We start from the raw sequence: 10,786 nt of genomic DNA, 5'->3' as shown, positions 1-10,786 counted from the left end.
GCAGAGATTCTTATGGAACGAGGAATCGAAAAAACTACTAAAGGTTTAAAACCTAGAAGAGACTTAAGACTCCACCACATTCCGTTTTTACTTCTCCGACGGCTCGGAGTCCTCCTGAGTTTTTGAAACGTTCTGTTCGAATCCATTTTCCTTTAGAAAATTTTAATTCAAACTCTTGGTCACCTGATCCGTCTTTTACGGAGGCACCAGAACATTGAATGACTAGTGTTGTGATGAGTAAGTAGAGAAGTTTTGGTTTCATGTTTCTATCCTATCAAAGAGATGTGCGCGTTTCAATTTATTTACTGATAGTAATTCATTCGCAATCGCTATTTTTCCCCCGGTTAATTTCTCAGAGAAAAAACGTGGTGGCAGTATATGGAATGCCCCCTCCCCTTTTACATAAAGGATATCTCCATCAAGTGATGTGAGCTCACACTCTAATAATACTTTGCGTTTTGCTTTTTTGATTGGCCAAGCACGGATGAGCAGTTCCTTCTCGACAGGTGTTGCTTTGTGAAATTTAAAACTCATCGTATCTGTCATTACGATATACCCTAAATGAAAACAGAGCCCACCCATTGCCTCATCTAAAACGGTTGAAAGGATGCCACCGTGAACAAAACCGGGAGCCCCGTTATACATTTTTTTGAAATTGTAGGTGAAGTTGACTTCACCAGTTTCGTCATGAAAAGTAAAATCAGCAACTAACCCTAAAGGGTTTTCTTTTCCACATCCAAAACAAGTATCGTGATGGATTTCGTAACCATGTTTAGAAGGATTTTCTATAGGTTGGTTCATTGATTGTCCTTGATCGTTTCATTTTCTAAAAATTTTAAGATTACCGACGAGACTTCTTCCGGGGAATCCATATGTAGATGGTGTCCACCCGGCAGGGTTACTTCTTTAATTTTTTTTACCGCTTCTATTCTGTTTCTGTATTTTTCGGCAATTGGAAAGTTTGACCTGTCGCCTAATATGAGTAATGTTGGGCAATCAATTCGATTACAAAAAGAAGTGATCTGTTCTTCCGTATAACGAAAAAAGGAATTGTAGTGGAGTCTTAAGTCTCTTCTAGGTTTTAAACCTTTAGTAGTTTTTTCGATTCCTCGTTCCATAAGAATCTCTGCAGATTCTTTTTTCATGTCTCCTGCCCTCATTCGAATTCCGACTGCTGATTCCATATCGGGGAAGAAAGTTTCTTTTTTTCCTCTGGGGTGGAGAATTTGTTTGATTGCTTCAATCAAAATGTCGGGAGCCGATTCCGAGAGGTTGGTAAGTGGGCCAAGTGATTCGATTAAAACAAGTTTTTTGATTTTTAAAAGGTTCGTGCCGGCAACTAACGTGGAAACTGCGGCACCCATAGAATGTGCCATTAAAATAAAATCTTCTAACCCGAGAGCTTGTGCTATGGATACTATCTCTAATGTATACTCTGCAAAATAATAGACTGTATTTTCTGGTTTATGACTGGATTTACCATGCCCTGGGAAGTCGATGGAAATGAAGCGGTAATTTGGGAAAAACTTTGCAAGTGGTGCAAAACTATTTGCATTGTCTAACCAACCATGGAAGGCAAGGATTGGGATTCCTTGTGGGTTCCCCCATTCAACTCCTTCTATGGAATGGAATTTTGTGCGAATCGAAATCGGCAACATATACCTAAGGCTTTTCAATTCCTCTCGATTGTAAACATTTATCTTTTCGATTTAGACTTGATTCTTTTTTGCTTTTTTTATGAAATTTGTTTATGAATCGTTTTCTTTTGATTGTTTTGTTGACCGTTCTGAATTTGTCGCTACAGGCAGAACCAAAAACAAAGAACATTTGTTTGAGTCTATCCGATTGTGAATCAAAAGCTGATGCCACTGAGATTCATCGAAAGAAAATTACCTTACTGAGTTTAGGCATTACTGAATATTCGAAGGATTCCCCAATTCCAAAACTAATTCCGTTATACTTAAAACGTGCAAAGTCTATTATTTTAGAAGCGAATGGTGATACGGGTTATAAAGGAGAAGTGATTTTAAAAGTAAGTCACAAGCCGGAATACAAACAATCGCAATTGATAAAGGCAGAAGAAGACCTCGGTTTCCTTAATTTGAACAAGATACATCTTTCGAAAGAACAATCATCGGAGTTGGTAGAATTACAAACACTGTTGGATCAATCTAAGTGATACGATTCTTTTTTCTTTTGTTTTTATTTACTTCTGCCTGTGCGCAACTATCCAGAGAAGATCAATTCCTGGAGGAATGTGAAAAGACTAGGAAACGAAGTTACGTCTTTATGTTGCCAATTTTTGAAAGACATACTGCTAGCGGTGATACGGAACTGAATAGAACCATATGGATTGGAAATACTGAGCTAGCATATAAAAAGTGTATATCTGAAGCAAATAAAAATCGTTACAATCTAAGATCGAACTGAGAGCTCATCCATTTCTTCTTGGATGAGCCTTGATCCTGCTCGGAACGTTAGGTAACTCCATACCCAACTGAGTAACGTACTCACCTTGTTTTTGAATCCAACCTGATAAACAAGATGGACAAAGAGCCAACCGAGCCATCCTAGAATTCCCTTTAATCGGAATTTCCCGAATTCGGCAACAGCATCAGTCCTTCCAATCGTAGCCATATTCCCCTTATCAAAATAATGGAAGGGGGTGATAGGTTTTTTCTTTTCAGTAGATTCGATAATTTTGGCAACATATCTGCCTTGTTGCATAGCGACTGGAGAAACCCCGGGTAACGGTTTCGTAAGCCCTTTGCTGAAATTCGCAGCATCCCCTATGACAAATACTTCTGGAAATTCAGTTGTTCTACAGTATTCATCAACGATAATCCTGTTCGCCTTATCCTTGTTAACTGATATATTTTTAGCTAACTCTGAACCTTCCACTCCCGCAGCCCAAATCACGGTTTTGGATTCAATGGTTCTGTCTTTGAGTATGACACCCGTGTCAGTAATATCGATTACTGGCGAATTTGTGAGTACTTCCACTCCCCTACTTTCCAGTTTTTCTTTGGTAAAGGAACTGGACTTCTCACTAAATGCAGTCAGTAATCTAGGACCTGCTTCAATCAGTGTGACTTTTGTCATACCAGAATCGATATTACGAAAGTCTTTACGGATGATATTATGCGAAAGTTCTGCAATGGAACCAGCGAGTTCTACACCGGTTGGTCCTCCGCCAATAATCACATAATGCATAAAACTTTTAGCTTTTTCATAGTTACCGATAAGTTCTGCTTGTTCAAAGGAAAGTAAAATACGTCTTCTGATTGCTAGAGCATCTTTTAGATTTTTTAAACCTAATGTTTTTTCTTTCCAACTATGATTCCCAAAATAACTCGTCCTAGCTCCCGTTGCGATCACTAGATAGTCGTAGGTTTCGGCGTTGTTTTGAAATTTTACTTGTCGATTTTTGAAATCGATTTCCGTTACATCGCCAAGTAAAATTTTTACGTTTTTATACTTCGTTGTAATCGATCTTGATGGAATTGCAATGTCTGCTGGTGATAATACTGCGGTGGCAACTTGGTATAAAAGTGGCTGAAAGAGGTGGTGGTTTTTTTTATCAACAACTGTGATATCAAAAGTTTTGTGGTTTGCGAGAGTTTTAATTACTTGTAACCCACCAAAGCCGGCTCCAACGATTAAGATTTTTTTCTTTATTTGAGACATTCGTCTACTCCTAAAAAATTCAAGAAACCAGAAGAACAATCTTCAACAAGATTCTGAACCATTTCAAATGCGATTTCATTCTTGTAATATGGATCAGGAACAATCGGTGCACCTGAATCACTTCTGAACTTACCAAAGAGGATAATTTTTCCCTGAATATTTATATCATTTGTTAGACTTCTTACATCATCCAAATTGTTCTCATCCATCACTAACAAATAATCAAAATATGTTAAATCTTTTTTGTTTAATTTCCTAGATCGGTGAGTTAAATGAATCCCTCTTTTTTCTGCTATTTTTCGTGTCCTTGGGTCAGCCAAGTCACCATCATGATATCCTGAAGTCCCACAAGAATCGATTTCAAATAAATGGGTTAAATTTTTTTGTTTAACAAGATTTAGAAATGCACCTTCGGCAGCTGGCGAACGACAAATGTTTCCTAAACAGATAAAGAGAACTTTGATTTTTTCTTTCATTTAATTAAGATAGTAGATGTATTTTTTCCCGATTTCTTTGAGCCATTTTTCAGCAACTTTATAGTTGGGGTTTTGTGATTCAACAATCGCCCAAAACTTTGAGGAATGATTGTGTTCAATGGTATGTGCAATCTCATGTAAAACAATATATTCGATGATAGAAGCTGGGCAATGAACCAAACTTAAATTGAGAGAAATTTGATTTTTAGAATTACAACTCCCCCAGAGGGAACGCATTGTTTTGATCGATAGTTTTGTGACTTTTGTGTTCAATGCTCTGGAGGTTGTGTCCACTATAGGTATTATTTTTTCTAAAAGTAATTCTTTTAATGCAAGTTTTCCTTTTCGGATTCGAGATTTTTCGCTATCAATATTTGGAATCTGGATCGTTTGGTTGAGGATAGTAACCTTTTTCTGGGAACTTATATTGATGGTTGTTGGGGTTCCAAAAATATGAGTTATTTCCCCGTCTGTAAATTTCAATTTTTTAGGTATGTCTTTGGGGAGATTGTTAAGTTTTGAGAGAATCCATTCTTTTTTTTCAGATATGAATTCCTCCAATTGTTTCTTGGGAACTCTAGCTGGATGTTTTAAAACGACCTTACCATTTTGGTATACAACAAGGGAAATGTTTCTTCCTTTTGTTGTTTTCCTTTCGATTTCAAAATCTATCATTATGTATTAGATAGTATTACTCCGGTGTTTTTGGTAGAATTTTTTCTGAACTTTCTGATTCATCTTTAGACCAGTCCAACTTGTTTAGAGCTCCAATTTCGATCGTATAATCTTTGATATTGATATGTGATTTAAATCCGCTGACTAAATTTGAAGCTAAGTCGTCTGTTGTCAGTCCTCCTTGTGAAGTAAACCTTCCTTCTGAAAAAAATCTTCGATGGTTAATTCGGATATAACTTAACCATGTTGGAGTCATTTTATATCCAACTTCTACTTTTGATGCCCAACCTAATCCGTAGTTTTCTGAGAAAAAATTAATCGACCGTTGTACATGGAAATCTCTTGTTTTGATCCGCCCGAATGATGGCATAAAACTTAGGTCTAGATAAAAATCGCCAGAAGAATAACGGTAACCTCCGCCTGTAAAGAACTCCCAAAGATCATTGGAAAAACTAAGTCCGATTCCAATCGGGCCATAAAAAACTGGCGTAGTTTCTACGTATTGGTTCACGTCATAAAACAAATATTTAAAATAAGAGTATTTCACACCTGCAGATAAGAAAAATCCAGAGCCGTCTGCCCAATAATTTGGATTTGCTGTTTGGAAATAATACCTTCCGTAAAGTTCTGCTCGATTTTCGAAGACCGTTGATTTACCTTTCCCGTCTGCAAAGTTGCGACTACCGGAGTAAACGGTGGCAGAGTCTCTATAACTCCATTCCCTTGTTGCGATATTCGTTGTATTTTCTGTTGATATGGAACCAAGAAAAAAATCCTCGTCGCGGGCTTCTCCCGATTTCTGGTAATTACCTGTGGTCTTTAGTGCACCACTAATTTCAATACGATCTTTGGTAAAGATTCCTTGAATGCCGAAGAGTGAAAAAGTTCGTGGAAAACTGATTCTCGATCCGCCACGGATCCCCGATAAGTTAGGATATTTATTACCTGTTTCGAAGATATACTCCCCGCCGGATTTTTCTATTGTTGGTCCCCAAATCACTTCTGCAGAGACAGAACTTAAACCTAAGAGAAAAATTAAAAAGGGGAATTTAGATATTTTAGGCACCAACGTAGGTTCTATTCTACCTAAAAGTTGTAAATTCCGAAATTAAAAAGAGGGGAAGGTGGCTACTGGTCTTCGGTTTATTTCGTCTTCATTTGGTTTGTTTGGGGGTGAAATCATTTCACCCCTAAGAGACATAATTAAATTGACAGTCTGGACGGATATTCACATCATTTGGGTAGGTTATGGGCAAAACGGATACTATACTAACTGAAGAAGAAGCGGCTAAATTCGTTGGTTTGAACGCGGGTGAGTTCTCCGCCAAGGTATCAAGTTTGAAGATACCTGGATGGAAGTCCGGGGAGTTTAAACAATCAGTTTTGCTTAAGTATTTTGAACCCACTGAACCAGATGGATTTGATAGTCATGTAATTGCTATATCAAACCAAAAGGGAGGGGAGGGGAAAACGACAATCAGTTTGTATTTAGCAGAAGCTCTCGCTGAAAACCACAAAGTATTGTTAATCGATTGGGATCCGCAAGCCAATGCGACTCAACTTTTTTTAAAAGAAGATGTACCTTCTGTAATGGATTATTTAGGTTATCGGGGGAAAAAAGCTAAGAATATTGAACCGGCTATCAAAACCATTGGTGAAAATTTTGATTTGCTCCCTTCTACTTTGGAACTAGCAAACTTAACCACACCATATGAACGCGATGATTTTGAATTATTAAATGAAGCAATCCTTCCTCTTCGTTCCAGATACGAATTTATAATTATTGATTGTCCACCCTCTCTCGGTCTTATTCTCGAGAACGCATTGATTTGCGCTGATTACATATTGGTTCCAATTCAGACAAGAGCCTTTAGTTTACAAGGGATTAGGGATCTATACGAAACTTTCCAGAAGATTCAAAAAAAAGCGAACCAAAGGTTGAAATTATTAGGGGCGGTATTAAACCAATACGAAGGGCAGAAAGCCTTGGCTGGTTTAGCGGAAGGGGTAAAAAAATATTTCCCTGTTTTCGAAACTGTCATTCAGAGGAGAGAGGCTATTCCGCAAGCACAAGCGAAGATGTCTTTTTTAGCTAAAATTGATTTAGCTACGATGAAAAATTTTAGAGATCTTGCAGTAGAGGTTAAAAGTAAAATCGATGTCCAAAAAAACTGAATTCCAAGCCTTAGATTTAATTTCTGCTTATTCTGAAAAGAAAAAGAATCCCTCTCACTTAGAGCTGAGTCAGATTTCACCAAATCCTACCCAACCAAGGCTTATTGGACGCGAAGACACAACGGATCTTGTTCCTTCAATGGAAAGATTGGGACTAATTGAGCCTATCCTCGTTCGGAAAGACAAGGGCAAGTATTTGATTGTTGCCGGAGAACGTCGCTATCGTGCAGCTCTCAAATTAGGTTGGAAAGAAATTCCTGCGATTGTAACAGACGCGAATGAAGATGTATGTTATGAGATGTCACTGGCTGAAAACGAAAAAAGGAAAAATTTAAATCCTTGGGAAGTTGGAAAAGCCATTCAGTTTCTCCGCAAAGAAAAAAGGAAAACCGCAGAGGAAGTATCTGAATTGTTGGGTTACAGCGGAAGGTATGTAAAACAACTTAGCAGTATCGCTAGGTTGGATCAGAAATCGGTTATGGAATTAATGATCAGCGGGAAACCACTTTCAGTAAAGAATCTCGAAGAATTGCTAAAACGTAAAGAAAACAGAGGGGGTGAAATGATTTCACCCCGAGTTGGGTCTGGAATCAGTCGGGTTAGCATCAATGTAGGCAAACTTACTGGGAAGGTCAGAGATAACTTTTTGAAAGAATTAGGTTTACTCAAAAAGAAATACGGAATCAACGAATAGAGGAAAAATGAAGTCAACTTTAAAACTTAAAACGATAGACGATATCGAAAGAGAGTTATCGATCATTATAGCCTGTGAGAAAAAACAGAAAGCTGACGTTAGTTTAACTCAAGTTTATGATTTTTTGGCAGAATCCATTGAATTATCAATACAACGAATTGGATCTACGAATAAAAGAAATACGATTAATAAATTATTGGGTAAATATAAGTTTGCGAAACTTATATCCAAAGGGAATTACACAAAGGCAAATCAAATCCCTGGATTTCCTCCAAAGGATTTGGGGGATTCGGATTCTGCTCTTCTTAGACTCAAAACATCTTTAACGGCATTCAAACTACATTCAGGTCCTTTTGCGGAACATCCCGTTTTTGGTGATCTGGATAAAAAACAATGGGAACGAATTCACGGAATTCTTGGAGCTTTTCTCTTTGGTTATATTCAGTTGTTTGGTGATGAGAAATTAAGATTTGCAAAAGAAAGAGAACAGAAAAAAGAAAAAGCTTTTGCAGACAAAAAACACCACCATCATCCCCAGAAGAAAAAAGATGATCGTGGTGATACGAAACCAAACGGTCATAATAATCGTAAATGGAAAAATAAAAAGAAAACCCACCACAAAGGAAACAAAAATCAAGGTGGCGGGCCTAGATGAAAATTTGTTTAGTTGCAGGCAGCCATAGGAAAAATTCGCAATCATTAAAAGTTGGCAAATTTCTTGTTAAAACACTAGAAACAAAAGGTATTGAAACAATTCTTTTTGACTTGGGTGGAAATCCCCTCCCACTTTGGGAACCCGCAATGTGGGAAAAAGATTCTGAGCTAAAAAAGTTTTGGTTAGAGTATAGTGTTGGATTTGGAAATGCAGATGCTTATATTTTTCTTTCTCCCGAATATGCCGGAATGGCAAGTCCTGCTTTAAAAAATTTTTTCCTGTATTTGAGTGGGGGAGATATTTCTCATAAACCAGGTCTTATAGTCACAGTATCTAGTGGAATGGGTGGAAGTTACCCTAATGCAGAACTTCGAATGTCTAGTTACAAAAATACTCGGATTGTGTATCTCCCCGATCATGTAATTGTTCGGCACGTAGAATCTGTATTAAATTCTGAAACACCTGAAGGCAAAGATGACGAGTATATTCGTAATAGATTGAGTTACACAATAAATGTTTTATTAGAATATGCGAAAGCGCTTACTTTGGTTCGGCAAAGTGGCGTGATTGATATAAAGACTTACCCTTTTGGATTGTAATTGCAATACCAAGGGGTATTCCCACATTCAAAATTAATGTGAATAAATAACCAAAAAATGGCCCTCCAAAAGAATAAGGGTCAAAACTATGCATCATGTGAATGACAAAGGGATGGAGAAGGAATATAAACAGGCTATTGTTGCCTATATAACAAATCATATCCGATATAGTGTGATTGAGTTTTGGTAAAAGTTCCCAAATGACTAAGAAGAAAAAAATGGGATAAATTAAGTGATGGTTTTTGAAATCTAAAGCATAAACACCGCTGAACAAAACTACAAAGAATAGAAAGACAATAAAGAAAGTTCCAAAGACAAGCGAGACGTTAGTTTTTGGTATGTTTTCATTTTCTTGAGTGAGTCCAATTTGGATTCCTAATATAAAAAAGAAAATATAGTTTAATATGGAAATCGAATGGTAGTCTTTGGGTAATATGGAATCAAAAAATCCAAGATTTGATGTTAAGTTGATTAAAAACGAAAAAAGAAGTAGTCCTTTAGAAAATTTTTTGTTCATTAAATACCGATCAAATATAAAGAAAAAAAGATAAAATTGAACCAGAAGTGGTACAAAGTAGAAGGGAGCAAAAACCTTTCCTAAAAAGTAAAATTGAATCAATTCTAATACAGTATAGTTACTATATTTTATTAAATATCCGATGACCGAAGCAATTGTATAGGGTAGTATTAAATTCTTTAATTTAGAAATCCAATACCCTTCTTTTTTCCGTAAAAAAATTGCGGATGTTAGTATAAATAGAGGTACAGAAAAACGAGATAAATTAGACAAAAATAAAGTCGTTCGAACGACGGATGTATCTGCGGGATGAAAAAAATAAAAGTAAGAATGAACGTGAATGATTACGATCCCAACCATTGCCAATCCTCGCAGGAAGTCGAACCGGTTTTCTCTTGTTTTTTTGGTAGTTAGGGGATGAGGAAGAGAATAGGGGACTTGGAAGACCCAAAGATACAAGGCACCGAGGCCTGCTAGTATGATCCCTAGTAATTCCCATTCCATAAATCGCTTCTCCTTTAAGGCATTTTCTTTTCAGATTTCCAGGGGGAAAGGAAAATGAATTCAGATTTTAGGCAAAATAGCCAAAAATAGATACAGGAGCCACGAATCAATGAGCAAACTCAACATTCCGCCAAATCAGAGGATCTTCAAAGAAGGGGAACTGAATAATGCGATGTACATCATCCTTCAAGGGAACGTTGAGATTTTTTTTACGGTGAACAATAGCCAAACAAGATTGGCTATGATGAAACCTGGTGATTTTTTTGGAGAGATGGCTTTGTTTAGTTCCAATCCAAGGAGCGCGACTGCAAGAACAATAACCAATTGCGAAGTTGCAGTTATTGAAAGTAAACAACAGTTGGAAAACTTCCTCGTTAAAAATCCAAAGTTTGCAGCAAAGATGGTTTCGATAATGGCAGATAGGCTTGCTCGTACAAATGAATTACTAATTAGTAGTATGGAAAAATCAGTCGCTAAGAAAATTGAATTTAGTACGGAAGTAGGAAAAGAACATCAAACTGATATCAGTGATGTTCAAGATGTGGAATAAAATTATCCGTAGATGGTAGGTAGATTTTTTTTGATTAACGTAATTTCTAGTATAGGAGCATAACTTAGAAGATTTTTAATATTTACTGATTGGCCTTCCGCTAATAAAAACTCTTTAAGAATTTCTAATGTTTCTTCTGGTGGAAGTGAGGAAATACTCGGGTATTCAGGATGCCCAACCAAGTTAAATTCATCTGCAAGATTTGAATCTTCTAATTGTTCGTCTTCTAGGTTGAGTAAGTCTTTCCAGTTCAT

14 protein-coding genes and 2 pseudogenes are annotated in these 10,786 nt (G+C 36.9%); 7 read left to right on the top strand and 9 right to left on the bottom strand.

The features are described 5' to 3' along the window. Positions 1-87 (top strand): annotated as a pseudogene (locus tag EHQ49_RS18865) (alpha/beta fold hydrolase); the annotation flags it as partial. Here the strand turns inward: EHQ49_RS18865 and EHQ49_RS08405 are convergent. The 3 genes and pseudogenes from EHQ49_RS08405 to EHQ49_RS08395 form a co-directional block, all read right to left on the bottom strand. Next, positions 71-262, bottom strand: a pseudogene (locus tag EHQ49_RS08405) (LIC20035 family adhesin); the annotation flags it as partial. The pseudogenes EHQ49_RS18865 and EHQ49_RS08405 overlap by 17 nt on opposite strands. Continuing rightward, positions 259-801, bottom strand: coding sequence for a PaaI family thioesterase (locus EHQ49_RS08400; protein WP_135578331.1), 543 nt, complete (start codon positions 799-801; stop codon positions 259-261). The gene EHQ49_RS08400 and the pseudogene EHQ49_RS08405, both read right to left, overlap by 4 nt. Then, positions 798-1,658 carry an alpha/beta fold hydrolase gene (locus tag EHQ49_RS08395; protein WP_135578329.1) on the bottom strand — a complete coding sequence of 287 codons (861 nt, stop codon included), beginning with the start codon at positions 1,656-1,658 and terminating at the stop codon, positions 798-800. The genes EHQ49_RS08400 and EHQ49_RS08395 overlap by 4 nt, the downstream gene beginning before the upstream one ends. 92 nt (positions 1,659-1,750) lie before the next feature. Here EHQ49_RS08395 and EHQ49_RS08390 point away from each other — a divergent pair, with 92 nt between their 5' ends. Next, entirely contained in the window at positions 1,751-2,179 is a 429-nt protein-coding gene (locus tag EHQ49_RS08390; RefSeq protein WP_135578327.1) for a hypothetical protein, read from the top strand. A gap of 236 nt (positions 2,180-2,415) precedes the next feature. Here the strand turns inward: EHQ49_RS08390 and EHQ49_RS08380 are convergent, their stop codons facing one another. From EHQ49_RS08380 to EHQ49_RS08365, 4 genes are read right to left on the bottom strand one after another with little or no spacing between them, the layout of a single operon-like run. Further along, entirely contained in the window at positions 2,416-3,687 is a 1,272-nt protein-coding gene (locus EHQ49_RS08380) for an NAD(P)/FAD-dependent oxidoreductase (protein ID WP_135578322.1), read from the bottom strand. Then, the gene (locus EHQ49_RS08375) at positions 3,675-4,163 is read right to left on the bottom strand and encodes a low molecular weight protein-tyrosine-phosphatase (RefSeq protein ID WP_135578320.1); all 489 of its coding nucleotides are present in this window, start codon (positions 4,161-4,163) and stop codon (positions 3,675-3,677) included. The genes EHQ49_RS08380 and EHQ49_RS08375 overlap by 13 nt, the downstream gene beginning before the upstream one ends. Then, a complete protein-coding gene (locus EHQ49_RS08370) occupies positions 4,164-4,838 on the bottom strand; it encodes a M48 family metallopeptidase (RefSeq protein ID WP_135578318.1) in 675 nt (224 codons plus the stop codon). Between the two features lie 16 nt (positions 4,839-4,854). Then, on the bottom strand, positions 4,855-5,907 hold the full coding sequence (locus EHQ49_RS08365; protein ID WP_135578315.1) for a putative porin: 1,053 nt from the start codon (positions 5,905-5,907) through the stop codon (positions 4,855-4,857). 179 nt (positions 5,908-6,086) lie between these two features. On the opposite strand from EHQ49_RS08365, the gene EHQ49_RS08360 reads away from it, so the two are divergent. The 4 genes from EHQ49_RS08360 to EHQ49_RS08345 are packed head-to-tail and all read left to right on the top strand — an operon-like array spanning position 6,087 to position 8,961. Continuing rightward, positions 6,087-7,013 (top strand): ParA family protein, encoded by a 927-nt coding sequence (locus tag EHQ49_RS08360; protein WP_135578313.1) that lies wholly within the window; start codon positions 6,087-6,089, stop codon positions 7,011-7,013. Beyond that, complete coding sequence (locus tag EHQ49_RS08355; protein ID WP_135578311.1) at positions 6,997-7,707, top strand: ParB/RepB/Spo0J family partition protein; 711 nt, start codon at positions 6,997-6,999, stop codon at positions 7,705-7,707. The genes EHQ49_RS08360 and EHQ49_RS08355 overlap by 17 nt, the downstream gene beginning before the upstream one ends. Positions 7,708-7,714: 7 nt before the next feature. Then, positions 7,715-8,362, top strand: coding sequence for a DUF1569 domain-containing protein (locus EHQ49_RS08350; RefSeq protein ID WP_135578309.1), 648 nt, complete (start codon positions 7,715-7,717; stop codon positions 8,360-8,362). Further along, the gene (locus tag EHQ49_RS08345; protein ID WP_135578307.1) at positions 8,359-8,961 is read left to right on the top strand and encodes an NADPH-dependent FMN reductase; all 603 of its coding nucleotides are present in this window, start codon (positions 8,359-8,361) and stop codon (positions 8,959-8,961) included. Before EHQ49_RS08350 ends, EHQ49_RS08345 begins: the two co-directional genes overlap by 4 nt. Here EHQ49_RS08345 and EHQ49_RS08340 read toward each other — a convergent pair. Then, positions 8,903-9,982, bottom strand: coding sequence for an acyltransferase family protein (locus EHQ49_RS08340; protein WP_135578306.1), 1,080 nt, complete (start codon positions 9,980-9,982; stop codon positions 8,903-8,905). The genes EHQ49_RS08345 and EHQ49_RS08340 overlap by 59 nt on opposite strands. 109 nt (positions 9,983-10,091) lie before the next feature. Here EHQ49_RS08340 and EHQ49_RS08335 point away from each other — a divergent pair, with 109 nt between their 5' ends. Continuing rightward, complete coding sequence (locus EHQ49_RS08335; protein WP_135578305.1) at positions 10,092-10,532, top strand: Crp/Fnr family transcriptional regulator; 441 nt, start codon at positions 10,092-10,094, stop codon at positions 10,530-10,532. A 2-nt stretch (positions 10,533-10,534) separates the two neighbouring features. Here the strand turns inward: EHQ49_RS08335 and EHQ49_RS08330 are convergent, their stop codons facing one another. Continuing rightward, positions 10,535-10,786 carry a hypothetical protein gene (locus EHQ49_RS08330; protein ID WP_135578304.1) on the bottom strand — a complete coding sequence of 84 codons (252 nt, stop codon included), beginning with the start codon at positions 10,784-10,786 and terminating at the stop codon, positions 10,535-10,537.

This window comes from Leptospira perdikensis, from assembly GCF_004769575.1.
In the GTDB taxonomy this organism is placed as follows: Bacteria; Spirochaetota; Leptospiria; order Leptospirales; family Leptospiraceae; genus Leptospira_A; species Leptospira_A perdikensis.
Note: the sequence above shows the minus strand (reverse complement) of the source record. Positions and strands in the feature narration are given on the sequence as shown.

Excerpts from the sequence above, each read along its gene's own strand:
- EHQ49_RS08400 (WP_135578331.1), bottom strand. The coding sequence starts at position 801 with ATGAACCAACCTATAGAAAATCCTTCTAAACATGGTTACGAAATCCAT.
- EHQ49_RS08395 (WP_135578329.1), bottom strand. The coding sequence starts at position 1,658 with ATGTTGCCGATTTCGATTCGCACAAAATTCCATTCCATAGAAGGAGTT.
- EHQ49_RS08390 (WP_135578327.1), top strand. The coding sequence starts at position 1,751 with ATGAATCGTTTTCTTTTGATTGTTTTGTTGACCGTTCTGAATTTGTCG.
- EHQ49_RS08380 (WP_135578322.1), bottom strand. The coding sequence starts at position 3,687 with ATGTCTCAAATAAAGAAAAAAATCTTAATCGTTGGAGCCGGCTTTGGT.
- EHQ49_RS08375 (WP_135578320.1), bottom strand. The coding sequence starts at position 4,163 with ATGAAAGAAAAAATCAAAGTTCTCTTTATCTGTTTAGGAAACATTTGT.
- EHQ49_RS08370 (WP_135578318.1), bottom strand. The coding sequence starts at position 4,838 with ATGATAGATTTTGAAATCGAAAGGAAAACAACAAAAGGAAGAAACATT.
- EHQ49_RS08360 (WP_135578313.1), top strand. The coding sequence starts at position 6,087 with ATGGGCAAAACGGATACTATACTAACTGAAGAAGAAGCGGCTAAATTC.
- EHQ49_RS08355 (WP_135578311.1), top strand. The coding sequence starts at position 6,997 with ATGTCCAAAAAAACTGAATTCCAAGCCTTAGATTTAATTTCTGCTTAT.
- EHQ49_RS08350 (WP_135578309.1), top strand. The coding sequence starts at position 7,715 with ATGAAGTCAACTTTAAAACTTAAAACGATAGACGATATCGAAAGAGAG.
- EHQ49_RS08345 (WP_135578307.1), top strand. The coding sequence starts at position 8,359 with ATGAAAATTTGTTTAGTTGCAGGCAGCCATAGGAAAAATTCGCAATCA.
- EHQ49_RS08340 (WP_135578306.1), bottom strand. The coding sequence starts at position 9,982 with ATGGAATGGGAATTACTAGGGATCATACTAGCAGGCCTCGGTGCCTTG.
- EHQ49_RS08335 (WP_135578305.1), top strand. The coding sequence starts at position 10,092 with ATGAGCAAACTCAACATTCCGCCAAATCAGAGGATCTTCAAAGAAGGG.
- EHQ49_RS08330 (WP_135578304.1), bottom strand. The coding sequence starts at position 10,786 with ATGAACTGGAAAGACTTACTCAACCTAGAAGACGAACAATTAGAAGAT.